Consider the following 22,887-nt stretch of genomic DNA (forward strand, 5'->3'; position numbering starts at 1 on the left):
ATAAACATGACCACACAACATACGCCCCGGGTCGTGCTGGTAACGGGCACCAGCCAGGGTATCGGTGAAGCCATCGCCCGCACCTTTTTAAAAAATGGCGACATCGTCATTGGCTGCGCTTTTTCGTCACTGGAGAAAGCCGCCAACGCTCGCCAGATGCTGGAAGAATATGACGGACGCTACCACTACTTTTCAGTCGACGTTACGCAAACCGCTGATATCAAACGGTTCGTCGACGATGCAGAGAAACAGTATGGGCGCATTGATATCGTGGTATCCAACGCCGGGAAAAACGTCTTTAAAGGCATCGATTGCGACGAAAGCGACTGGTCGCATAATCTGGATTTGAATCTGCGCTCGCACTGGTATCTGGCGAAATGCGCCCGTCCTGCGCTGCAAAAGAGCCGCGGCGTGATTCTGGTGATCACCTCCAATCACGCGTTTTCCACGATGCCAGGCTGTGCACCGTACAACATCACCAAGCGCGCGCTGCTGTCGCTGGTGCAAAGTCTGACCATCGAATGGGGACCGGCGATCCGCACCGTCGGCATCGCGCCGGGCTTTATTGATACGGCAGGAAATCAGGCGTGGTTTGATGCGCATCCGGATGCGCGGATCGCCCGTGAGAAAACGGTGAAAAAGCATCCAGTTGGACGCATCGGCAAGCCGGAAGAAGTCGGTGAACTGTGTCTGTTTTTAAGCAGTGAAAAGGCCGGATTTATTGCGGGCACGACCATCGTGATGGACGGTGGGCGCAGCGCTATCATGCAGGATGAAGACGACGAATAGTCAAATGGGGAGCTTTCGCTCCCCATTTTTTAATCCACTTGTTGGATATCGAGCCGCAGTTCTTTCGGCACTTCGAAAACAATGTTCTCTTCACGCCCTTCCAGCGGGATAGCATCGCCGCCGCCCAGTTCCTGCAAACGCGCGATGACGTTTTGCACCAGAATATCCGGCGCCGACGCGCCAGCGGTGACGCCCACGCATTGTGCCTCTTTCACCCAGGCTTCCTGGATATCGGTCGCGTCGTCAATCAAAAACGCGGCTTTCCCCATCCGCTGCGCCAGTTCGGCCAGACGGTTGGAGTTAGACGAATTCTTTGACCCCACCACCAGCACGACATCCGCCTGCTCAGCCAGCGCACGCACCGCTTCCTGACGGTTTGTGGTGGCATAACAAATGTCATCTTTACGCGGCCCGACGATTTTCGGGAAGCGTTGACGCAGCGCGTCAATCACGTCTGACGTATCGTCCACGGAGAGCGTAGTCTGGGTCATAAAGGAGAGCTTGCCTTCGTTTTTCACATTAAGCGAAAAAACATCTTCCGGCGACTCAACCAGGTACATGCCCCCTTCCGGGTTGCTGTACTGTCCCATCGTGCCTTCGACTTCCGGATGCCCGGCGTGACCAATCAGGATCGACTCTTCACCGCGACGACTGGCGCGCGCCACTTCCATATGCACTTTGGTCACCAGCGGACAGGTGGCGTCAAAGACGGTGAGATCGCGGCCTTTTGCTTCGTTGCGCACCGCCTGAGAAACACCGTGAGCGGAGAAGATCAGGATCGCGCCGTCCGGCACTTCGCTGATCTGTTCGATGAAAATCGCCCCGCGCTCGCGCAGGCTGTCGACCACGTAACGGTTATGCACCACTTCGTGACGAACATAAATCGGCGCGCCATAAATGGCCAGCGCGTTTTCAACAATGCTGATAGCGCGGTCTACACCGGCGCAAAAGCCGCGCGGGTTGGCCAACAGGATCTGCATTTTACGCCTCCAGTGCCGGATCAACTTCCAGCACTTCAATATCAAAATGAACGGTATGCCCGGCCAGCGGATGGTTGAAATCAACGGTGATGGAGTCACCATTGATTTCACGGATCACACCAGGCATCTCACTGCCGTCCATTGCGGTAAAAAGCATAATAGCCCCGATTTCAGGTTCGCCTGCGTCCATAAATTCGCGACGCGAGAAGTACTGAATCAGGTCTGGCGTCGTGATGCCAAACGCGGCATCCGGCTCCAGGGAAAAGGTGGTTTTATCGCCGTCTTTCAGTCCGAGAAGATGTTGCTCCAGTCCTTCAGACAGAGAACCATCCCCCAGGCGGAAAAGCGCGGGCTTGCCGTTATTACGGGTTGACTCTGCGGTGGAGCCATCGTCGAGTTTTAAGGTGAAGTGCACCAGCACCGCACTGTTACTCTGTACTGATTTAGACATGCAGATTGCTCACTTGTTGTGACTCACCGGTTTGCCCGATGGCGCTTGCGCTTATCGGGCCTACACAAGGTTCGCGCTATGTTGTAGGCCGGATAAGGCGCTTGCGCCGCCAGCCGGCATATATTTGCCCGATGACGATACGCTTATCGGGCCTACACAAGGTTCGCGCTATTTTGTAGGCCGGATAAGGCGCTTGCGCCGCCATCCGGCACATGTTTGCCCGATGACGCTACACTTATCGGGCCTACACAAGGTTCGCGCTATTTTGTAGGCTGGATAAGGCGCTTGCGCCGCCATCCGGCATATGTTTGCCCGATGACGCTACGCTTATCAGGCCTACAAGGTTCGCGCTATTTTGTAGGCCGGATAAGGCGCTTGCGCCGCCATCCGGCAATTTTCATGCGGCTTTTTTCTCTCTGGAGGGCAAAAAACCTTCCAGCACAATCAACGCCGCACCGACACAAATCGCCGAATCGGCCAGGTTGAAGGTGGCAAAATGCCAGTCCCCGACGTAGAAATCGATCATGTCGACAACGAAGCCATGCCACAGGCGGTCGAACAGGTTCCCCAGCGCGCCGCCAATGATTAACGCATACGCGATGTTATTCAGCTTCTGCGTCGCTCTGGAGCGGTACATCATCACCGCCAGAATGACACAGATACCGATCGCAATACCGGCAAAGAACCAGCGCTGCCAGCCGCCGCTATCGGCGAGGAAGCTAAACGCCGCACCATAGTTACGCGCATAATGCAGATTAAGCGACGGGAACAGCGACACCGTATCCCCCAGAGCAAAATTCTGGAGGATCAGGTACTTGCTGCCCAAATCGATAATCAGCACGACTACTACCAGCCACAGCCAGCGTAGCCCTGTTGAACAAAGAGGCTTACTCATCAGGCAAACTTACGTTTTTCGCCGTCACCGGCGATGTTGCTGACACAGCGACCGCAGATTTCTGCGTGTTCCGCTACCTTGCCGACATCCGTCGTGTAATGCCAGCAACGCGGGCATTTATCACCTTCGGCTTTGCTCAGGGCGATCTTCAGCCCTTTGAGCACTTCGCTCTGCTGTGCGTCAGCAGAAGCCCCGGCATAGTCAGCGACTTTCGCCCCGGAGGTCAACAGGACAAATCGTAATTCATCGCCCAGCGCGGTCAGTTTAGCAGCCAGTTCAGGTTCCGCGTACAGGGTCACTGCCGCTTCCAGAGAACCGCCCACTTTCTTATCCGCACGCGCTTGTTCGATAACTTTATTCACTTCGCCACGCACTTTCAGCAGCTCGTCCCAGAAGTCATCGTTCATCGCTTCGCTGTCCGCCAGACCGAACAGACCTTCGTACCACTCGCCGGTGAAGACATACTTCTCACGGGAGCCCGGCAGGTAGCCCCAGATTTCATCCGCGGTGAAGGACATGATCGGTGCCATCCAGCGTACCAGCGCTTCCGCGATATGATACAGCGCGCTCTGGCAGCTGCGACGCGCCACGCTGTCCGCTTTCGCGGTGTACTGGCGGTCTTTGATGATGTCGAGATAGAACGACCCCATTTCCACCGAGCAGAAGCGCATCAGGCGCTGCACCACTTCGTGGAAATCATAGGATTCGTATGCTTTCAGGATATCTTCCTGTGCCGCTTTCGCGCAGCCGACCGCCCATCTGTCCAGTACCACCATCTCTTCCGGTTTCACCATGTCTTTAACCGGATCAAACCCGTTCAGGTTCGCCAGCAGGAAGCGCGCGGTGTTACGGATACGACGATAGCTGTCGGCAGCACGTTTGAGGATCTCATCCGAAACGGCCATTTCACCGGTGTAGTCGGTTGATGCCACCCACAAACGCAGAATGTCGGCGCCCAGTTTGTTCATCACATCCTGCGGCGAAACGGTGTTACCGATGGATTTGGACATTTTGCGGCCCTGACCATCAACGGTAAAGCCGTGCGTCAGTACCTGGCGATACGGTGCTTTGCCTTTCATCGCGGTGGAGATCATCAGAGAAGACATGAACCAGCCACGGTGCTGGTCGGAGCCTTCCAGATACATATCCGCGGCATGACCGGCGAATTCCGGACGCACGTCCACGACGGAAGCGTGAGTTGATCCGGAGTCAAACCAGACGTCCAGCGTATCCGGCACTTTCACGTACCGATCGGCTTCATCGCCCAGAATCTCTTTCGGATCGAGATCCCACCAGGCCTGAATACCGTCAACTTCAACGCGTTTCGCCACTTCTTCCATCAGTTCGATGGCGCGCGGATGCAGTTCTTCAGTGTCTTTGTGAACGAACAGAGACATCGGTACACCCCAGGTACGCTGACGAGAGATACACCAGTCAGGGCGGTTCGCAACCATCGATTCGATACGTGCCTGACCCCAGTCCGGGATCCACTGCACGCCTTTGATCTCTTTCAGAGACTGCTCACGCAGACCTTTCTGATCCATGCTGACGAACCACTGTGGGGTCGCACGGAAGATAATCGGCGATTTGTGACGCCAGCAGCACGGATAGCTGTGCTGCATTTTCTCAACGTGCAGCAGCGCGCCTTTTTCACGCAACAGCTCAACGATAAGATCGTTGGCTTTAAAGACGTTCACACCGTCCAGCGTCGGCCAGGTGCCCGGCAGATACGCGCCGTCCGGCCCCACCGGGTTAGCGACTTCCAGACCGTATTTCTGGCCGATGACATAGTCATCCGGACCATGACCCGGCGCGGTATGTACGGCACCGGTACCGGCATCCAGCGTCACGTGATCGCCGAGGATCGCCGGCACATCGAAGCCCATAAACGGATGCGTAAAGCGCAGCAGCTCAAGCTCCGCCCCTTTTACGGCTGCGAGAACGGTGTAGTCCGTCGCGCCAATGCGTTGCATCACGCTTTCAACCAGATCTTTCGCCAGGATCACCGCCTGACCGTCGATCTGTACCAGCGCATAGTCAAAGTCAGGCGCAATGGAGATCGCGCGGTTTGCCGGCAACGTCCACGGCGTGGTGGTCCAGATCACCAGCGAGATTGGGCCTTTGACGTTCGTCACGCCAAATTTCGCCTTCACCGCATCCTGATCCGCAGCAACAAAAGCCACGTCGATGGACGGAGAGGTTTTGTCGTAATATTCCACTTCCGCTTCTGCCAGCGCAGAACGGCAGTCTACGCACCAGTGCACAGGCTTCGCGCCTTTATGCAGGTGACCATTGCCAATGATTTTGCCCAGCGCGCGGATGATGTTGGCTTCCGTTTTGAAGTCCATCGTCAGATACGGATGGAACCAGTCGCCAAGCACGCCCAGACGGATAAAGTCTTTACGCTGACCGTCAACCTGGGTTGCGGCATATTCACGGCACTTCGCGCGGAACTCCGCTGCGGTAAATTTTTCGCCCGGCTTACCGAATTCCTGCTCCACTTTCAGCTCGATCGGTAGACCGTGGCAGTCCCAACCCGGAACGTAAGGCGAGTCATATCCCGCGAGTCCTTTGGACTTCACGATAATGTCTTTCAGAATCTTGTTAACCGAGTGACCAATATGAATGCTGCCATTCGCATAAGGGGGGCCATCATGCAGAATGAAGGTTTTTTTGCCTTTTTTGGCCGCACGAATGATGCCGTACAGGTCATCATCAGTCCAACGCGCCAGCATTCCCGGTTCGCGCTTGGCGAGATCGCCGCGCATCGGGAACCCTGTTTCCGGCAAATTCAGGGTTGATTTAAAGTCACTCATCAGATTCTCGGTTCCGTATTGATTACGTAGGCATTTAAGCCGGTTTTGTTAGCCCAAAAAAATCACGGGCAGTTAATTCATCTCGCGCAATCTGCGCTTTGAGTTCATCCAGCGAGGCAAATCGCTGTTCATTGCGTATTTTTTTACGCAGCACAACATCTATATGGCGACCATAGAGGTCCATTGCAACATCCAGCAGATGCACTTCCAGTTGCTGGCGCACGCCCGAAACCGTCGGACGGGTCCCGATGTTCGCTACGCCGGGCAATGGCTTTTCGCCAAGCCCCATCACTTCTACCGCATAAACCCCTTTTACCGGGGAAACCTGACGACGCAGCGGTAAATTTGCCGTCGGGAAACCAATGGTGCGTCCGAGTTCATCACCGTGCACTACGCGACCAGAGATGGTAAACGGATGGCCCAGCAGGCTTTCGGCGAGGGCCAGGTTGTCTTCTGCCAACGCCTGACGCACGGCGGTGCTACTGATACGAACACCACCTTCGCAGAAAGTTTGGGTGCTGGTGATATCAAAACCATATTCCACGCCGGCCTTCTGTAATAACAAGAAATCGCCTTCACGACCAGCGCCAAAGCGGAAATCATCCCCCACCGCGAGAAATTGCACGCCAAGACGATTCACCAACAATTCGCTGATAAAGGACTGTGCCGTGAGGGCAGCGAAACGGCGATCGAATCGCACGCACAGCACGTAGTCGACGCCGCATTGCGCGAGATAACGCAATTTTTCACGCAGGCGGGTCAGCCGCGCAGGGGCTTTGTCTGTCGCAAACAGTTCGAGCGGCTGCGGTTCAAAAATCATCACCATCACCGGTAAGCCACGCCTGCGCCCTTCTTCCTGCAAACCATGCAGCAGCGCACGATGACCACGATGCACGCCGTCGAAATTACCAATAGTCAGCACACACCCGTGCGGGGCCTGACTGAGATTATGTATGCCGCGTATCAGCTTCATGTCTGGCTCAAAACAGTGAAAATCGCCAAAGTATACCTTGTACGGCGGTCAAGGTTAACCGGCGATTGATGTGGCGAAACAGAAAGCAGATGGATTTCATTACCCTGAGGCAAATACCGACCACAAACTGACAAAGCAATTCAATTTTTATCGCTGAAAAGCTGTATTCACAGCCAGCAAGCTGGTAGAATCCTGCGCCATCAATACGTAACGTAGCGTCGCTAGATTAACGGCGCTTATTTGCACAAATCCATTGACAAAAGAAGGCTAAAAGGGCATATTCCTCGGCCTTTGAATTGTCCATATAGAACACATTTGGGAGTTGGACCTTGGCTAATATCAAATCAGCTAAGAAGCGCGCCGTTCAGTCTGAAAAGGCTCGTAAGCACAACGCAAGCCGTCGCTCTATGATGCGTACTTTCATCAAGAAAGTATACGCAGCTATCGAAGCTGGCGACAAAGCTACTGCACTGAAAGCATTTAACGAAATGCAACCAATCGTGGACCGTCAGGCTGCTAAAGGTCTGATCCACAAAAACAAAGCTGCACGTCATAAAGCTAACCTGACTGCACAGATCAACAAACTGGCTTAATCGCCTGTTGATTGTTGCTTTGTGAAGAAACCCGCGCAAGCGGGTTTTTTTATGTCTGGACTATTTGTTCTGGGGCGTGAATAACGCCGAATAGTTCGTATTGCAGATGCGCTGTACCGCCGGATGCTGAATCATCCTCTCGGCAAAGATGGCATGATATTCCTCCATCACATTTTCCACGCGACCAATTTCTACCACCGAATCGTCCGCGTAAAAATCATGCGCATAGAGCGTTGGAGCCACGAAAATCGCATTATGCGTCGCGCCAAAGGCTTTCATCAATGCGGCGTCGTCAAACTCCCCCAGAATCTCAATCTTCAGCCCCTGGGAATTAATCCAGTTCAGCAACTTGCGTCCTAGCATCGAACGCCGCCCGGGGATCAGCAAACGCCGCTCTTCCAGACAGGCCGGGAAGGGTTTTTCCGGTAACGGCTGAGTACACCAGAAGCTGACGCTACATTCGCCAATCTTCACCGAAAACAGCCCTTCCTGCTGCGTAGAATCAATCGGGCAGTCCGAGATAATCATGTCCAGCTTATGCTGACTGAGTTGCTCCAGCAGCATCTCATGGGTCGATTCAAAACAGCGCAGGTGGATCTGTTCACCTTCAACGACAGCCGCATCCAGTACGTTGCTGACCAGTCGTTTCGACAGCGCATCCGCCACGCCCACGTCAAATAGCAGATTGGACTCTTTGCGGTAGTTCACGATATCCAGCATCTCCTGGCTTAGGGTAAACATTTTATCCGCATAGCGAAAAACCAGTTCGCCGAGTTCACTGGGCTCCAGACCGCGCCCCTTACGCTTGAAGAGTTTACCCTGCAGGCGTTCCTCAAGCGCTTTAATCTGCCCGGTGATGGTTTGCGGCGTTAAATAAAGCGCCTCCGCCGCACCGACCACGGAGCCCTCTTTATAGACGTGCCAGAAGTAATAGAGATGGTTGTAATTAATGTGGGACATACACTCTCTCTGATAAAAGTCACAATAAGGGAAGCCGGAAAAAGCTTCCCTGCTAACTCGCCCCGATCAGACTGACGGGCGTAAACGTGCGCGCAGCAAGCTGTAGCCAATCACCGCCGACAGCAAGGAGCCAATCAGGATCCCCAGCTTCGCCCAGTTAATCAGCTCCGGATCCACGCTGCCAAAGGCCAGGCTGGCGATAAAGATCGACATCGTAAAGCCAATGCCGCACAGGATGCCGACCGCCATGATTTGCGGGAACGAGGTTCCCTCCGGCAGTTGCGCCAGCTTCAGACGCAACGACAACCAACAGAACAGGCTGATACCCAGCGGCTTACCCACCAGCAGGCCCGCAATGATGCCCAGCGGCAGGATGGAGGTCAGCCCGTCCATCGTCACGCCCTGCAAAGAAACGCCCGCATTGGCGAAGGCAAACAGCGGCAGGATCAGATATGCCACCCACGGATGCAGAACATGCTCCAGACGCTTCGCCGGAGAACGCCCGTACTTCTCTTTCAGCGGAATGAAAAAGCCGACGATCACACCCGCCAGCGTTGCATGAACGCCGGATTTCAGCACGGCGGTCCACAACACCACCCCAACAAGGATGTACACGCCCGTACGCCGGACGCCGCACAAATTAAGGAGCGCCAGAATCGCAATCGCAAATGCCGCCACACCCAATGACACCATCGACAGATCGTGGGTGTAGAAGACGGCGATAATAATGATCGCGCCCAGGTCATCGATAATCGCCAGCGCCATCAGGAAAATTTTCAACGCCAGCGGCACCCGACTGCCGAGCAGGGCCAGCACGCCCAGGGCAAAAGCGATATCCGTGGCGGCCGGGATCGCCCAGCCTTCGCGGGTGATCGGATCGGCATAGTTGAATGCCAGATACAGCAGCGCCGGGACAATCATTCCGCCAATAGCGGCAATCACCGGGAAAGCCGCCTGACGCAGACTCGCCAGAGAGCCCTGCATCAGCTCGCGCTTGACCTCAAGGCCAATCAGCAGGAAAAACACCGCCATCAGGGCGTCGTTGATCCACAGCAGCATGTTTTTATTGATTTCAAGCGCGCCAACGCGCAGTTGGACAGGCGTCTCGAGAAAGGCGCGATACCATCCACTGGTCACACCCATATTGGCCATCAGCATGGCCAGCACAGCGGCGATGATAAGAATGATGCCCCCAGAGGCATCACTGCTAAAGAAACGATGCAGATGTTTCACTTTTTATTCTCTCTATAGGGTGAATACTTCGTAATTACTATCATACTCCGCATGAATAATCGTTAAAATTAGATTATTAATGGCAAAACATTCGATTTTACCGAGTTATAGAGACATAAAAAAAGCCTGAGATCTCGCAATCCCAGGCTTTTGGTCGATACGGCAGACGTGATTAGCGGGTCAAATCATCAAAGAACTTTTTCACGCCGTCAAAGAAGCTCTTGGAGCGCGGGCTGTTCTTTTCACCGGTTGGGCCACCAAAGCTTTCCTGCAGATCTTTCAGCAGTTGCTTCTGTTTCTCGTTCAGACCAACCGGCGTTTCGACCACGACGCGGCACAGCAAATCGCCCTGCGCGCCGCCGCGAACCGACTTCACGCCTTTGCCACGCATGCGGAACAGTTTTCCGGTCTGCGTTTCGCTGGGTACTTTCAGCTTCACGCGGCCATCCAGCGTCGGAACTTCAATTTCGCCGCCGAGTGCTGCCATCGCAAAGTTAATAGGTACTTCACAGTACAGGTTGTTGCCTTCACGTTCGAAGATTGGGTGCTGTTTCACCTGAACCTGAACGTACAGATCCCCTGCCGGTGCGCCGTGCTCACCAGCTTCACCTTCGCCAGAGAGACGAATGCGATCACCGGTATCCACGCCTGCCGGTATTTTAACCGACAGCGTTTTGCTCTTCTCGACGCGACCATGACCGTGACACTTGTTGCACGGATCTTTGATCAGCGTACCGCGCCCCTGACAGTGTGGACAGGTTTGCTGAACCGCGAAGAACCCCTGACGCATCTGCACCTGACCGGAACCATGACAGGTCGGACAGGTCTGCGGCTGAGTCCCCGCTTTCGCGCCACTGCCGTGGCAAACATCACACTCTTCCAGCGTCGGAATGCGGATCTCTTTGGTCACGCCACGTACGGCTTCTTCCAGGGTGAGATCCATGTTGTAACGTAAATCGGCCCCACGCGCAGCACGTTGACGACCCCGACCACCGCCAAAGATATCGCCAAAAACGTCACCAAAGATATCGCTGAAGTCAGCGCCGCCGCCAAAACCGCCGCCGCCGCCCATCCCGCCTTGCTCAAACGCGGCATGACCGTACTGGTCATAGGCAGCGCGTTTCTGCGAGTCGGTCAGGACTTCATACGCTTCTTTGATCTCTTTAAACTTGGCTTCGGCCTCTTTATCACCCTGGTTACGGTCCGGGTGAAATTTCATGGCCAGGCGCTTGTAGGCCTTTTTGATTTCACGCTCTTCCGCTGATTTGGAAACGCCTAAAATCTCGTAATAGTCTTGCTTAGCCATCTCTTTTTTCTGCCCTTAACATGCGTGCACGGGCGGAGAGGAAACCTCTTCGCCCGTGCCAGTAATTACCCGTTCAAAGGGCGATTATTTTTTGTCTTTCACTTCTTCAAACTCAGCGTCGACAACATCATCATCTTTCGCGTTGTTTGCGGAAGCGTCAGCGGAGCCCGCCTGCTGTTGCGCATGCTGCTGCTGAGCGATTTCCATCAGTTTCTGGGAAACCTGCGCCAGCTCCTGCATCTTCGCTTCGATGGCCGCTTTGTCTTCGCCTTTCAGCGCCGTTTCCAGTGCGGTCAGCGCAGACTCAATGGCCGTTTTGTCGTCAGCCGGTAACTGCTCGCCTGCTTCTTCAACCTGCTTACGCGTGCTGTGCAGCAGATGGTCGCCCTGGTTGCGGGTCTGAACCAGCTCTTCAAACTTACGGTCAGACTCAGCATTCGCTTCGGCTTCGCGAACCATTTTCTGAATTTCTTCTTCATTCAGGCCAGAAGACGCCTTGATGGTGATCTTCTGCTCTTTACCGCTGTTTTTGTCTTTCGCGGAAACGTGCAGGATACCGTCAGCATCGATATCGAAGGTCACTTCGATCTGCGGCATGCCGCGCGGTGCCGGGTTGATCCCATCCAGGTTGAACTGACCCAGAGATTTGTTATCAGACGCACGTTTACGTTCACCCTGCAGCACATGGATGGTAACCGCAGACTGGTTGTCTTCCGCGGTAGAGAACACCTGGCTGTGCTTGGTCGGGATAGTGGTGTTTTTGTTGATCAGCGCAGTCATCACACCGCCCATGGTTTCGATACCCAGAGACAGCGGGGTAACGTCCAGCAGCAGTACGTCTTTCACATCACCGGTCAATACACCACCCTGGACAGCAGCACCAATTGCCACGGCTTCGTCCGGGTTCACGTCTTTACGCGGTTCTTTACCAAAGAACTCAGCCACTTTCTTCTGCACCATTGGCATACGCGTCTGACCACCAACGAGGATAACGTCGTTGATATCAGATACGGACAGGCCAGCGTCCTGCAGAGCGACTTTCAGCGGCTCGATGGAACGGTTCACCAGATCTTCGACCAGGCTTTCCAGTTTCGCGCGAGTCACTTTGATGTTCATGTGTTTCGGACCGGTGGCATCTGCAGTGATGTACGGCAGGTTCACGTCGGTCTGCTGTGCAGAAGAAAGCTCAATTTTCGCTTTTTCTGCCGCTTCTTTCAGGCGCTGCATTGCCAGCGGGTCGTTACGCAGGTCAATGCCCTGATCTTTCTTAAACTCTTCAACCAGATAGTTGATCATACGGCTGTCGAAGTCTTCACCACCCAGGTGGGTATCACCGTTGGTTGCCAGAACTTCGAAGGTTTTTTCGCCATCAACTTCGTCGATTTCGATAATAGAGATATCGAACGTACCACCACCAAGGTCATAAACCGCGATAGTACGGTTACCAACTTCTTTATCCAGACCATACGCCAGTGCAGCGGCAGTCGGTTCGTTGATGATACGTTTCACTTCCAGACCTGCGATACGGCCGGCGTCTTTGGTTGCCTGACGCTGAGCATCGTTAAAGTAAGCAGGTACGGTGATAACCGCTTCAGTTACCGGTTCACCCAGGTAATCTTCAGCCGTTTTCTTCATTTTCTTCAGCACTTCAGCCGAAATTTGCGGCGGTGCCATTTTCTGACCTTTCACATCCAGCCATGCGTCGCCGTTGTCGGCGCCGATGATTTTGTACGGCATGATGGAAACATCACGTTGAACTTCTTCGTCCTGGAAGCGGCGGCCAATCAGGCGTTTAATCGCAAACAGGGTGTTTTGCGGGTTTGTCACTGCCTGACGTTTAGCCGGCTGACCAACCAGAGTTTCACCATCCTGGGTATAAGCAATGATAGAAGGCGTGGTGCGATCGCCCTCGGCGTTCTCCAGCACGCGTGCAGTGGTGCCATCCATAATCGCTACACAAGAGTTGGTAGTACCCAGGTCGATACCAATAATTTTACCCATCTAAACGTCTCCACTAAAAATTCGGTCAACATGTGGTTGTGAGTCTGTAATAAGGGCGAAACGTGCGGTTTCAACTACCTTGATTCGTTTTTTTTCAGACTCACCACTGCGGTTGACTACTAAGTGGGGTCGCAACCCACTTCATCAAGGGGGGAATGAAAAAAAAATATTTATTCCCGCCGTCATAAAGGGTCATTAAAACCAGGACAGGTGGCCGACGACAGCATTTCCATGGGCTAAAACATTCACTGAAACCATAAAAACAAAGCAACAATTCACAGAAAAATTGTAATAAAAAGAAAAGATTACGCCCATTAATCAGCACAAGGAGAGGGGTAAGATAAAGAACATTTTGCTGACCTTCTGAAAGAGAAAGACCATGAAATCTGTTCTGACGATCTCCGCCAGCTTGCTTGTGGGCGTTTTGTTCACCACAAGCGCTCAGGCTAACGATCACAAAGTATTGGGGGTCATTGCAATGCCCCGTAATGAAACCAACGATCTGGCGCTGAAAATTCCCGTCTGCCGCCCGGTCAAACGAATTCAGTTAACTACCGATCACGGCGACGTTCAGCTCAGCGGCGCCTCCGTCTATTTCAAAGCATCACGCAGCGCCAACCAGAGCCTGAATGTTCCGCACTTGATTAAAGAAGGGCAGACCACTGCGTGGATAAACATCAATAGCGATAACGACAACAAACGCTGCGTATCAAAAATCACCTTCTCTGGCCACACGGTGAACTCTTCTGATATGGCAACGTTGAAAATTATCGGCGACGACTAAGCCGCTGCTTTTCAGGAATAATGATAAAAGTTGGGCCTAAGATGAATGTCACTTATTTAAATGACGAGGATTTAGATTTTCTTCAACATTGTAGCGAAGAGCAACTGGCCGAATTTACCCGCCTGCTGACGCATAATGAAAAGGGGAAAACCCGTCTGTCGAGCGTGTTAAACCACAGCGAACGATTTAAAGCGATGGAAGGACACCCGGAGCAGCACCGCCAGAACTGGCAACTGATCGCCGGCGAATTTCAGCATTTCGGCGGCGACAGCATCATCAATAAGCTACGGGGGCACGGAAAACGGTATCGTACCATTTTGCTTGATGTCTCCGGTCGGTTGTCGCTCAAGGCGGATAAAGAGATGTCCACTTTCGACATCGAGCAACAGCTACTGGAGCATTTTCTACGCAACACCTGGAAAAAAATGGACGTGGAGCAGCGGCAAACGTTCCTGCAAGCCGTCAATGCAAAAGTCTCTGAGCTGGAGGAGTTACTGCCGCTCCTCCTGAAAGATCATCAATTAGCAAAAGGGGTTTCACACCTCCTTTCTGGTCAGCTCACCCGTATTCTGCGCACCCATGCCGCGATGAGCGTACTGGGTCACGGTTTGCTTCGCGGCGCAGGTCTCGGCGGCCCGGTGGGCGCAGCGCTAAACGGCGTGAAAGCGGTAAGCGGCAGCGCCTATCGCGTCACGATCCCGGCAGTACTGCAAATCGCCTGTTTGCGCCGGATGATCAACGCGACAAGAGCGTGATGTCGGTCACAGGGGAAAATAATTCATTTTCCCCTCCTCAGATCATAGACAGCCCCTTCTCCCCTGATTATTATGCCGCGCCCCGAACGGTGTCATGTTTTAACGGGGATAACTATTTCACCATTCAATTAATGATGATTTTGAGGATTTATGGGCAACACTAAGTTGGCTAACCCGGCACCGCTGGGCCTGATGGGCTTCGGCATGACCACCATTCTGCTTAACCTGCATAACGCGGGTTTCTTCGCCATTGACGGTATTATTCTCGCGATGGGAATTTTCTACGGCGGTATTGCGCAAATTTTTGCCGGCCTGCTGGAATACAAAAAAGGGAATACCTTCGGTTTGACCGCATTCACCTCTTACGGCTCGTTCTGGCTGACGCTGGTTGCGATCCTGCTGATGCCGAAAATGGGTCTGACAGAAGCGCCTAATGCGCAGTTCCTCGGTGCCTACCTGGGCCTGTGGGGCGTATTCACTCTGTTTATGTTCTTCGGCACGCTGACTGGCGCACGTGCGCTTCAGTTCGTATTCCTGAGCCTGACCGTTCTGTTCGCCCTGCTGGCCGTGGGTAACATTGCGGGTAACGAAGCGGTGATCCACTTTGCCGGCTGGGTTGGCTTAGTGTGTGGTGCCAGCGCGATTTATCTGGCGATGGGTGAAGTGCTGAACGAACAGTTCGGCCGTACCATTCTGCCGATTGGTGATGCGCACTAATCATCAGTATCCCCCCGTTAAGGGGGGATTATTATTACGGCTGTTGTAGCTCAGCCTGCATTTCCGTATCGCGATAATACATATCCTGTCGCAGCCAAACACCCAGTCCCAATCCCACCAGCGACAACGCCAGCACATACCAGGCCGGTGCCATCGGCGAAACGCTCATTAGCAGTGTCACGGCAATCGGCGTCAGTCCACCGAAAATGGCGTAAGAAACATTGTAGGAAAATGAAATGCCGGTAAAGCGGACTTCCGCAGGAAACGCGCGCACCATCACGTATGGCACCGCGCCCACCACACCCACGCACAATCCCACCAGCCCATAGAGCAGGAATAAGTACTGCGAATGTGTGCCCGACAGGTGATAGAACAACCCGCTCGAACAGGCTAACAATATGCTGCCAACAATAAAGGTTTTGCTGGCACCAACACGGTCGACGATAAAGCCCGCTAACAGACAACCCAGGCAAAGCATAATGGTCGCCACGCTGTTTGCCTGCAACGTCAGGGCCGGTGACAGGCCGTACTGCTTTTGCAGCCAGACCGGCGACATTAAAATCACCACCACAATCCCTGCAGAAAGCAGCCAGGTCAGAAGCATGGAGATCACCACCGCCTTCTGGTGATTCACCACCACCGACTTCACCGGCAGTTCCTGAGCCAACGTCTTGCGCTGTTGCATCTCCAGAAAGATAGGCGTTTCCTGTAACCAGCGGCGTAAATACATCGCCACCAGCCCAAAAACTCCCCCCAGCAGGAACGGAATTCGCCAGCCATAGTCATGTACAGCCTGTTGCGTCAGGTGTGTGTTAATCTGCGTCGCCACCACCGAGCCTAACAGGATCCCCACCGTCAAACCTGCCGTCAGCGTGCCGCAAGCCATCCCAATTCGACGTTCAGGGACGTGCTCGGCGACGAACACCCATGCGCCCGGCACTTCGCCGCCAATCGCAGCGCCCTGCAGAATGCGCATCAACAGCAACAACAAGGGCGCGGCAATCCCAACAGCGGCATAGGTCGGCAACAACCCCATCGCCAGCGTCGGCACGGCCATCAGCAGAATGCTCAAGGTGAACATCTTTTTGCGCCCGACCAAATCGCCAAAATGCGCCATGATAATGCCGCCTAACGGACGCGCCAGATACCCGGCAGCGAAGATGCCAAAGGTTTGTACCTGACGAAGCCATTCGGGAATATCAGCGGGGAAAAACAACTCCCCCACCACGGCTGCGAAAAAGACGAAGATAATGAAGTCGTAAAATTCAAGCGCACCGCCAAGAGCGGCCAGCGTCAGCGTTTTGTAATCCTGGCGATTCAGGGGGCGTGTATGTTGTGACATAGTGAACCATAAGTCTGTGGAGCGTTGGATGTTATGAACGACACATGTAAAGCAAAACTTACTATACCGTAAACAAATCAACACGCCACTTTCACTATCACTTATCTTACGAAAAGACTAACTTCAGGCATTTGTATCGCGTCTGGCACTTTTCGGGCGAAAAGATGCTACGATTTCCGGCGCGGTCTCCACATACGGCCCGTCAAGGAGCTGTATACAATACGGTACACTTGCAAAGATACCCGCCACGACGACCTTACCTTCTGCATCCTTCACCCCTTCCAGGGTCTCTTTGATGGATTTCGGCTGGCCCGGTAAGTTGAGGATTAACGCCTGCTTGCGAATCACCCCGACCTGACGTGACAAAATCGCCGTCGGCACAAAGTGCAGACTAATCTGGCGCATCTGTTCGCCAAAGCCAGGCATCTGGCGATCGGCAACCGCGAGGGTAGCATCCGGCGTTACATCACGACGTGCAGGACCGGTGCCCCCGGTGGTCAGCACCAGATGACAACTCATCTCGTCTACCAGCTCACACAGTGTTTGTTCGATGATGACCTGTTCATCAGGAATCAAGCGTGTCAGCACCTCGAAAGGCGTGGTCAGCGCCGTCGATAGCCACTCTTCCAGTGCCGGAATGCCTTTATCCTGATAAACACCGCTGGAGGCGCGGTCAGAAATGGAAACTAAGCCAATACGTAAGGTGTTCATGATTATTCCGTTTAAACAGTCTCGTTAAACAGAATGATACACTGCGAAGGGAAGGACAGACAGGGTTCAGAAGAGGTAGCGTGACCGGTGTACCGACCACGCTACATAGGGCAAAAATGATTACAGCAGATCGCCGATCATTTTCTCCAGTTTTTCCTGGTCGACAGCAAACTTACGGATACCGTCCGCCAGTTTATCTACCGCCATCGGATCCTGGTTGTGCTGCCACAGGAACTCAGACTCGGTGATACGTTCCGGACGCGCTTTTACTTCGCCAGAGAAGGACAGTTTACGCTCGATAGCCCCTTCGCTTTCCGCCAGCTCTTTCAGCAGTGCCGGTGCGATGGTCAGGCGGTCGCAGCCAGCCAGCTCAAGGATTTCGCCGATGTTACGGAAGCTTGCGCCCATCACAACCGTCTCGTAGCCATGCTGTTTGTAGTATTCGTAGATCTCCGTAACGGAAACCACGCCCGGATCTTCAGCCGGGGCATACTCTTTCTTGTCGGTATTGGATTTATACCAGTCAAGAATACGACCCACGAACGGAGAGATCAGGAACACGCCAGCTTCGGCGCAGGCGCGCGCCTGCGCGAAGGAGAACAGCAGCGTCAGGTTACAGTTGATGCCTTCTTTTTCCAACTGCTCTGCAGCGCGGATGCCCTGCCAGGTTGAAGCCAGTTTAATCAGAATGCGATCGTTGCTGATGCCTGCATCGTTGTACAGTTTGATGATGCGTTTCGCTTTGGCAATAGACGCGTCAGTGTCATAGGACAGGCGAGCATCCACTTCAGTGGAGATACGACCCGGGACCAGTTTCAGGATCTCCAGACCGATGTTCACTGCCAGTTTGTCGGTTGCGTCAACAATCTGCTGCGCGCGGTCGCTACTCTGCTGCTTAGCCCAGGCAACAGCGTCATCGATCAGCTTACGGTATTCCGGGATCTGCGCTGCGTTAAGAATGAGAGAAGGGTTGGTTGTGGCATCCTGCGGCTGATACAGCTTCATTGCCGCGATGTCTCCGGTGTCGGCCACCACGGTGGTGAACTGACGAAGGGAGGTCAATTTGTCCGTCATGATAGTGTTTCTCTTTAAACAGCTTGTTAGGGGGATGTAACCGGTCTGCCCTGATGATAACACGACGTTGTGACAGCGCAACCGCAGACAATGCGCTTATCCCCTTGAGGGCACCTGCGGACAATTTCTGATCCGGCATTGATGTAGCGCGCCATTCAGGCACTCAACCTCATGTACACTACGCGGTCGCTATCAATTGCCTGGCGGTGTCTACACAAAAGCGTTCGGGTTGCCTCGAGACGGCAAACGATAAAATCCCAGGAACAGAGAAAACGATGTGACTGAGGTTTTAGCGTGCAGCCAACAAAGAGGCAGCCTGAAGGATGAAGTGTATATATACTATTCAACAATTGGTAACGCTTACACAGGGTTGTTACAGCGTACCGGCAGCAACAAGAGGGATGTTAATGCCTGATTTTTTCGCGTTTATTAATGATGTGCTCTGGGGGTCAGTGATGATCTACCTGCTCTTTGGGGCAGGGTGTTGGTTTACCTGGCGCACAGGCTTCGTACAATTTCGCTATATCCGCCAGGTTGGCAAAAGTCTGAGAAACAGCATTAACCCACAGCCGGGAGGGTTAACCTCGTTTCAGTCACTCTGTACCAGCCTTGCCGCCCGTATCGGTAGCGGCAACCTGGCGGGCGTGGCGCTGGCCATTACCGCAGGCGGGCCTGGCGCAGTGTTCTGGATGTGGGTCGCCGCCATCATTGGTATGGCAACCTCATTTGCCGAATGCGCCCTCGCACAGCTCTACAAAGAGCGCGATCGCCACGGTCAGTTTCGCGGTGGCCCCGCCTGGTATATGGCGCGTGGGTTAGGCATGCGCTGGATGGGCGTGTTATTCGCCATCTTTTTGCTGATCGCCTACGGACTGGTGTTCAACAGCGTACAGGCCAATTCCGTATCCCGCGCCCTCAAATTCGCGTTTGATTTCCCGCCGATCGCCACCGGTATTGTCATGGCGATTGCCGCCCTGTTGGTCATCGTTCGGGGGATCAAGGGCGTGGCACGGATGATGCAGTGGTTCGTCCCAGTGATGGCGCTGATGTGGGTGGTCACCAGCCTGGTGGTTTGTCTGATCAATATCGGCCAGTTGCCTGACATCATCATTTCTATCATCAAAAGCGCGTTTGGCTGGCAAGAAGCCGCGGGCGGCGTGGCGGGATATACGCTGAGCCAGGCGATCACCAGCGGTTTTCAACGCAGTATGTTTTCCAATGAAGCCGGGATGGGCTCAACGCCTAACGCCGCTGCCGCCGCATCATCCTGGCCGCCGCACCCTGCAGCGCAAGGGATTGTGCAGATGATCGGTATTTTTATCGATACGCTGGTCGTCTGTAGTGCAACGGCAATGCTGGTTTTACTGGCTGGCAACGGCACGACCTATGCGTCGATGGAAGGGATCCAACTGGTGCAGAAAGCAATGAACGCGCTGGTCGGTGACTGGGGGGCTGCGTTCGTCGCGGTTATCGTGATTCTTTTTGCCTTCAGCTCCATTGTGGTCAACTACATCTATGCGGAAAACAACCTGTACTTTCTGAACCTGGACAACAAACGCACCATCTGGATTTTACGTATTGTCACCTGCCTGACGGTGGTGGCCGGAACGTTGCTCAGCTTCCCGCTGCTATGGCAGTTGGCAGATGTCATCATGGCCTGCATGGCGATCACTAACCTGACGGCAATATTGCTGCTCTCTCCGGTGGTGCATACTCTGGCCAGCGACTACTTACGCCAGCGAAAACTGGGGGTTCGTCCGGTCTTTGATCCGCTGCGCTACCCGGATATTGAACAGCAACTGGCGCCAGATGCCTGGGACGACATACCGCGAGACTAATCGCAACTATCGATCAACTCAGTCGTGTTTTTTGCTACAGTCGCAGTAAATTTCCTGCAAGGACTGGATATGCTGATTCTGATTTCACCTGCAAAAACGCTCGACTACCAGAGCCCGCTGGCGACAACGCGCCATACGTTGCCTGAGCTGCTGGACCACTCCCAGCAACTGATTCATGTGGCACGCAAGCTCTCGGCCCCGCAGATCGGTAAACTGATGCACATCAGCGATAAGCTTGCTGACCTGAATGCCACCCGCTTTCACGACTGGCAGCCGGACTTCACGCCGGAAAACGCACGCCAGGCTATTCTGGCCTTCAAAGGTGATGTCTATACCGGATTGCAGGCCGAAACCTTCAACGAAGCCGATTTCGATTTTGCTCAGCAGCATTTGCGTATGCTCTCAGGCCTGTACGGTGTACTGCGCCCGCTGGATCTGATGCAGCCTTATCGTCTGGAAATGGGCATTCGTCTGGAGAACGCCAAAGGAAAAGATCTGTATCAATTCTGGGGCGATATCATCACGGATAAGCTCAATGAAGCGCTCGCCGCACAGGGCGACCAGGTGGTGATTAACCTTGCATCGGATGAATACTTCCGTTCCGTGAAGCCGAAGAAACTGAACGCTGAGCTGATTAAACCCGTCTTCCTCGACGAGAAAAACGGTAAGTTCAAAGTCATCAGTTTCTACGCCAAAAAGGCGCGCGGCCTGATGAGCCGCTACATCATTGAAAACCGTCTGACGAAGCCTGAACAACTCACCGACTTCAACAGCGAAGGTTACTTCTTTGATGAAGCCGCCTCCGGGAATGGCGAACTGGTGTTTAAGCGTCACGAACCGTAATGCGCTGCCGGGGGACGCGCGTCTGCCCGGCATAAGCATTAATGGTGTTTCCCGCCAGGACCTTGACGATGATCGCCATGACGACGGTCATCGTGTTTATCATAGTGCGGTTGCGGACGCGGTCCGTGCGACTGCCAGCGATTTCCGCGCCACTCATAGTGTTTATTCCACCAGCCATGGTCGCGCCAGTTTCCGCCATCCCAGTAGTTACCGTGATTATCGCGATCGCCAATCTGTAATTTAACGGCAGGAACCAGAGTGATTTCAGCCGCCTGTACTACGAGTGGAGTCACCAGCATCATGGAGAGTGCCAGAAGCACAGGTTTCAGTTTGTTCATGAGGTACTCCTTTCTGTCATTGCCCGTTTCGGGTCGATGAAAGGAGATTACGTGATGGGAACGTGAGTTGTTATTCTCCGCAATCCTAATCTCTAAGTGTCCGCATTTATTGAGAATTTCTGCTTTTTCTCTGCGTAATTTCTCCTTATTTTCTCCATAAAAAAGCCGGGTATCCCCGGCGTTTTCAACACGGCGACAAACTTAACCGCGCGTCATCATCAGCTTACGCAGAGCAGCGAAATCTGCCGGCAGATGTTGCGAAAGCAGCGGCAGATCCGCACGATCCGCCAGTTCTTTCGGCAGTTCCAGCGTTTCATTCAGGACAGCTTCCACGCTCTCTTTAAACTTCGCCGGGTGTGCGGTACCAAGGAACAGGCCGTATTCGCCCGGATTAAGCTGGTCACGCAGAGCGCGGTACGCCACTGCCGCGTGCGGCTCAGAGGTGTAGCCCTTCGCTTTTAGCTCACGCATCGTTTCCTGCGTTGTCTCATCATCCACGGCAGCATAACCAAGCTCATTCAGACGCCAGATTTTACGGCGGAACAGCTCCTCTACGCGCGGCCAGTTGTTCGGCTGACTCACGTCCATCGCGTTAGACAACGTCGCCTGGGTCGCTTTTGGCGCCCACTGCCCGTCCTGCAGGAAGCGGGGCACTGTGTCGTTAACGTTGGTGGCGGCGATAAAACGCTTCACCGGCAGGCCGAGGGATTTCGCCAGCAGGCCCGCTGTCAGGTCGCCAAAGTTGCCGCTTGGAACAGAAACAACCAGTTGATTCCGCGCTTCCTGCGGCAATTGTGCAACGGCTTCAAAGTAGTAACAAATCTGCGCCAGCAGGCGGCTGATATTAATAGAGTTAGCCGAGTTCAGCCCCAACGCCACTTTCAGCTCTTCATCATCAAAGGCCTGTTTGACCAGCGCCTGGCAGGCATCAAAATCACCGTCGATGGCGACAGTTTCAATGTTGCCGCCCAGCGTGCAGAACAGTTTTTCCTGCAACGGACTGATTTTGCCGTTCGGGTAGAGGATCACCACGCGCACGTTCGGCAGACCATAAAACGCATGTGCCACGGCCGCGCCGGTATCACCGGAGGTTGCCGTCAGAATGGTCACCGGCTTGTCGCCGCTGATGTGGGTCAGCATCTGCGCCATAAAACGGCCGCCGAAATCTTTAAACGCCAGCGTCGGGCCGTGGAACAGTTCCAGACAACCGGCGTCGCCCTCTACCTGGACAACCGGTGCCGGAAAAGCAAAGGCGGCACGTACGCGCGCTTCGAGGATCTCTTGCGGGATTTCATCGCCGATAAACGCGGACAGGATCTTCGCGCTGCGGCTGACGAAGTCCTGGTTCAGCATCTCATCCACTTCTGTCAGGTTGAATTCCGGCAGATCGTGCGGGAAAAACAGCCCCTGATTTTTGCCCAGCCCCTGCGTGACGGCCTGCGCAAAACTAACTTGTTCGTTGTGATCTTTAAGATTGTAGAGTTTCAT

The 22,887-nt window shown here is 53.9% G+C and carries 22 protein-coding genes; 7 read left to right on the plus strand and 15 right to left on the minus strand.

The window, feature by feature from the left end:
* Positions 1–6 precede the first annotated feature (6 nt).
* The gene (locus tag OGY35_RS04485; RefSeq protein WP_286631532.1) at positions 7–789 is read left to right on the plus strand and encodes an SDR family NAD(P)-dependent oxidoreductase; all 783 of its coding nucleotides are present in this window, start codon (positions 7–9) and stop codon (positions 787–789) included.
* Between the two features lie 29 nt (positions 790–818).
* Here OGY35_RS04485 and ispH read toward each other — a convergent pair whose 3' ends face one another.
* The 6 genes from ispH to OGY35_RS04515 all read right to left on the minus strand — a co-directional run bounded on the left by ispH (position 819) and on the right by OGY35_RS04515 (position 7,109).
* The gene (gene ispH / locus OGY35_RS04490) at positions 819–1,769 is read right to left on the minus strand and encodes a 4-hydroxy-3-methylbut-2-enyl diphosphate reductase (RefSeq protein ID WP_178825938.1); all 951 of its coding nucleotides are present in this window, start codon (positions 1,767–1,769) and stop codon (positions 819–821) included.
* Position 1,770: 1 nt separating this feature from the next.
* Positions 1,771–2,220 (minus strand): FKBP-type peptidyl-prolyl cis-trans isomerase, encoded by a 450-nt coding sequence (gene fkpB, locus OGY35_RS04495; protein WP_042998001.1) that lies wholly within the window; start codon positions 2,218–2,220, stop codon positions 1,771–1,773.
* Between the two features lie 397 nt (positions 2,221–2,617).
* Positions 2,618–3,115: a signal peptidase II gene (lspA, locus tag OGY35_RS04500; protein WP_152405931.1), complete on the minus strand. Its 498-nt coding sequence runs from the start codon at positions 3,113–3,115 to the stop codon at positions 2,618–2,620.
* On the minus strand, positions 3,115–5,931 hold the full coding sequence (ileS, locus tag OGY35_RS04505) for an isoleucine--tRNA ligase (protein WP_286631533.1): 2,817 nt from the start codon (positions 5,929–5,931) through the stop codon (positions 3,115–3,117). The genes lspA and ileS overlap by 1 nt, the downstream gene beginning before the upstream one ends.
* A gap of 34 nt (positions 5,932–5,965) precedes the next feature.
* Complete coding sequence (gene ribF, locus OGY35_RS04510; protein WP_152405933.1) at positions 5,966–6,904, minus strand: bifunctional riboflavin kinase/FAD synthetase; 939 nt, start codon at positions 6,902–6,904, stop codon at positions 5,966–5,968.
* Positions 6,905–6,911: 7 nt separating this feature from the next.
* Positions 6,912–7,109, minus strand: a complete 198-nt coding sequence (locus OGY35_RS04515; RefSeq protein ID WP_052746862.1) for a DUF2575 family protein — start codon at positions 7,107–7,109, stop codon at positions 6,912–6,914.
* Between the two features lie 124 nt (positions 7,110–7,233).
* On the opposite strand from OGY35_RS04515, the gene rpsT reads away from it, so the two are divergent.
* Positions 7,234–7,497, plus strand: coding sequence for a 30S ribosomal protein S20 (gene rpsT / locus OGY35_RS04520; RefSeq protein ID WP_003018940.1), 264 nt, complete (start codon positions 7,234–7,236; stop codon positions 7,495–7,497).
* Positions 7,498–7,557: 60 nt separating this feature from the next.
* On the opposite strand, the gene nhaR is transcribed toward rpsT, so the two are convergent.
* The 4 genes from nhaR to dnaK form a co-directional block, all read right to left on the minus strand.
* The gene (gene nhaR / locus OGY35_RS04525) at positions 7,558–8,457 is read right to left on the minus strand and encodes a transcriptional activator NhaR (protein ID WP_152405934.1); all 900 of its coding nucleotides are present in this window, start codon (positions 8,455–8,457) and stop codon (positions 7,558–7,560) included.
* Positions 8,458–8,523: 66 nt separating this feature from the next.
* Entirely contained in the window at positions 8,524–9,690 is a 1,167-nt protein-coding gene (nhaA, locus tag OGY35_RS04530; RefSeq protein WP_286631534.1) for a Na+/H+ antiporter NhaA, read from the minus strand.
* Positions 9,691–9,862: 172 nt separating this feature from the next.
* Positions 9,863–10,996, minus strand: coding sequence for a molecular chaperone DnaJ (dnaJ, locus tag OGY35_RS04535; protein WP_061076371.1), 1,134 nt, complete (start codon positions 10,994–10,996; stop codon positions 9,863–9,865).
* 84 nt (positions 10,997–11,080) lie between these two features.
* Entirely contained in the window at positions 11,081–12,997 is a 1,917-nt protein-coding gene (gene dnaK, locus OGY35_RS04540; protein WP_042323997.1) for a molecular chaperone DnaK, read from the minus strand.
* 379 nt (positions 12,998–13,376) lie between these two features.
* Here dnaK and OGY35_RS04545 point away from each other — a divergent pair, with 379 nt between their 5' ends.
* From OGY35_RS04545 to satP, 3 genes are all read left to right on the plus strand, one after another.
* Positions 13,377–13,781 (plus strand): DUF2541 family protein, encoded by a 405-nt coding sequence (locus OGY35_RS04545; protein WP_178826715.1) that lies wholly within the window; start codon positions 13,377–13,379, stop codon positions 13,779–13,781.
* Positions 13,782–13,822: 41 nt separating this feature from the next.
* Entirely contained in the window at positions 13,823–14,536 is a 714-nt protein-coding gene (msyB, locus tag OGY35_RS04550; protein ID WP_286631535.1) for an acidic protein MsyB, read from the plus strand.
* Between the two features lie 150 nt (positions 14,537–14,686).
* Positions 14,687–15,253: an acetate uptake transporter gene (gene satP / locus OGY35_RS04555; RefSeq protein WP_286631536.1), complete on the plus strand. Its 567-nt coding sequence runs from the start codon at positions 14,687–14,689 to the stop codon at positions 15,251–15,253.
* A gap of 34 nt (positions 15,254–15,287) precedes the next feature.
* Here the strand turns inward: satP and OGY35_RS04560 are convergent, their stop codons facing one another.
* From OGY35_RS04560 to tal, 3 genes are all read right to left on the minus strand, one after another.
* Positions 15,288–16,595, minus strand: coding sequence for an MFS transporter (locus OGY35_RS04560; RefSeq protein ID WP_286631537.1), 1,308 nt, complete (start codon positions 16,593–16,595; stop codon positions 15,288–15,290).
* A 123-nt stretch (positions 16,596–16,718) separates the two neighbouring features.
* Positions 16,719–17,306, minus strand: a complete 588-nt coding sequence (gene mog, locus OGY35_RS04565) for a molybdopterin adenylyltransferase (RefSeq protein ID WP_152405940.1) — start codon at positions 17,304–17,306, stop codon at positions 16,719–16,721.
* Between the two features lie 120 nt (positions 17,307–17,426).
* A complete protein-coding gene (gene tal / locus OGY35_RS04570) occupies positions 17,427–18,380 on the minus strand; it encodes a transaldolase (RefSeq protein ID WP_152405941.1) in 954 nt (317 codons plus the stop codon).
* A gap of 407 nt (positions 18,381–18,787) precedes the next feature.
* On the opposite strand from tal, the gene OGY35_RS04575 reads away from it, so the two are divergent.
* Positions 18,788–20,218, plus strand: a complete 1,431-nt coding sequence (locus OGY35_RS04575; protein WP_286631538.1) for an alanine/glycine:cation symporter family protein — start codon at positions 18,788–18,790, stop codon at positions 20,216–20,218.
* Between the two features lie 69 nt (positions 20,219–20,287).
* A complete protein-coding gene (yaaA, locus tag OGY35_RS04580; RefSeq protein ID WP_152405943.1) occupies positions 20,288–21,061 on the plus strand; it encodes a peroxide stress protein YaaA in 774 nt (257 codons plus the stop codon).
* A gap of 38 nt (positions 21,062–21,099) precedes the next feature.
* Here the strand turns inward: yaaA and OGY35_RS04585 are convergent, their stop codons facing one another.
* Together OGY35_RS04585 and thrC are read right to left on the minus strand one after the other, a co-directional pair.
* Positions 21,100–21,399 carry a DUF2502 domain-containing protein gene (locus OGY35_RS04585; protein ID WP_286631539.1) on the minus strand — a complete coding sequence of 100 codons (300 nt, stop codon included), beginning with the start codon at positions 21,397–21,399 and terminating at the stop codon, positions 21,100–21,102.
* A 201-nt stretch (positions 21,400–21,600) separates the two neighbouring features.
* Complete coding sequence (gene thrC / locus OGY35_RS04590; RefSeq protein ID WP_286631540.1) at positions 21,601–22,887, minus strand: threonine synthase; 1,287 nt, start codon at positions 22,885–22,887, stop codon at positions 21,601–21,603.

The organism is Citrobacter sp. Ct235 (genome assembly GCF_030332305.1).
GTDB lineage: Bacteria > Pseudomonadota > Gammaproteobacteria > Enterobacterales > Enterobacteriaceae > Citrobacter_A > Citrobacter_A telavivensis.

What these genes read in the sequence shown, in the direction of transcription:
- OGY35_RS04575 (WP_286631538.1), top strand. Translation starts at nt 18,788, where the DNA reads ATGCCTGATTTTTTCGCGTTTATTAATGATGTGCTCTGGGGGTCAGTG.
- fkpB (WP_042998001.1), bottom strand. Translation starts at nt 2,220, where the DNA reads ATGTCTAAATCAGTACAGAGTAACAGTGCGGTGCTGGTGCACTTCACC.
- ribF (WP_152405933.1), bottom strand. Translation starts at nt 6,904, where the DNA reads ATGAAGCTGATACGCGGCATACATAATCTCAGTCAGGCCCCGCACGGG.
- satP (WP_286631536.1), top strand. Translation starts at nt 14,687, where the DNA reads ATGGGCAACACTAAGTTGGCTAACCCGGCACCGCTGGGCCTGATGGGC.
- dnaK (WP_042323997.1), bottom strand. Translation starts at nt 12,997, where the DNA reads ATGGGTAAAATTATTGGTATCGACCTGGGTACTACCAACTCTTGTGTA.
- tal (WP_152405941.1), bottom strand. Translation starts at nt 18,380, where the DNA reads ATGACGGACAAATTGACCTCCCTTCGTCAGTTCACCACCGTGGTGGCC.
- nhaR (WP_152405934.1), bottom strand. Translation starts at nt 8,457, where the DNA reads ATGTCCCACATTAATTACAACCATCTCTATTACTTCTGGCACGTCTAT.
- OGY35_RS04545 (WP_178826715.1), top strand. Translation starts at nt 13,377, where the DNA reads ATGAAATCTGTTCTGACGATCTCCGCCAGCTTGCTTGTGGGCGTTTTG.
- OGY35_RS04485 (WP_286631532.1), top strand. Translation starts at nt 7, where the DNA reads ATGACCACACAACATACGCCCCGGGTCGTGCTGGTAACGGGCACCAGC.
- ileS (WP_286631533.1), bottom strand. Translation starts at nt 5,931, where the DNA reads ATGAGTGACTTTAAATCAACCCTGAATTTGCCGGAAACAGGGTTCCCG.
- ispH (WP_178825938.1), bottom strand. Translation starts at nt 1,769, where the DNA reads ATGCAGATCCTGTTGGCCAACCCGCGCGGCTTTTGCGCCGGTGTAGAC.
- OGY35_RS04585 (WP_286631539.1), bottom strand. Translation starts at nt 21,399, where the DNA reads ATGAACAAACTGAAACCTGTGCTTCTGGCACTCTCCATGATGCTGGTG.
- OGY35_RS04560 (WP_286631537.1), bottom strand. Translation starts at nt 16,595, where the DNA reads ATGTCACAACATACACGCCCCCTGAATCGCCAGGATTACAAAACGCTG.
- lspA (WP_152405931.1), bottom strand. Translation starts at nt 3,115, where the DNA reads ATGAGTAAGCCTCTTTGTTCAACAGGGCTACGCTGGCTGTGGCTGGTA.
- mog (WP_152405940.1), bottom strand. Translation starts at nt 17,306, where the DNA reads ATGAACACCTTACGTATTGGCTTAGTTTCCATTTCTGACCGCGCCTCC.
- msyB (WP_286631535.1), top strand. Translation starts at nt 13,823, where the DNA reads ATGAATGTCACTTATTTAAATGACGAGGATTTAGATTTTCTTCAACAT.
- yaaA (WP_152405943.1), top strand. Translation starts at nt 20,288, where the DNA reads ATGCTGATTCTGATTTCACCTGCAAAAACGCTCGACTACCAGAGCCCG.
- dnaJ (WP_061076371.1), bottom strand. Translation starts at nt 10,996, where the DNA reads ATGGCTAAGCAAGACTATTACGAGATTTTAGGCGTTTCCAAATCAGCG.
- thrC (WP_286631540.1), bottom strand. Translation starts at nt 22,887, where the DNA reads ATGAAACTCTACAATCTTAAAGATCACAACGAACAAGTTAGTTTTGCG.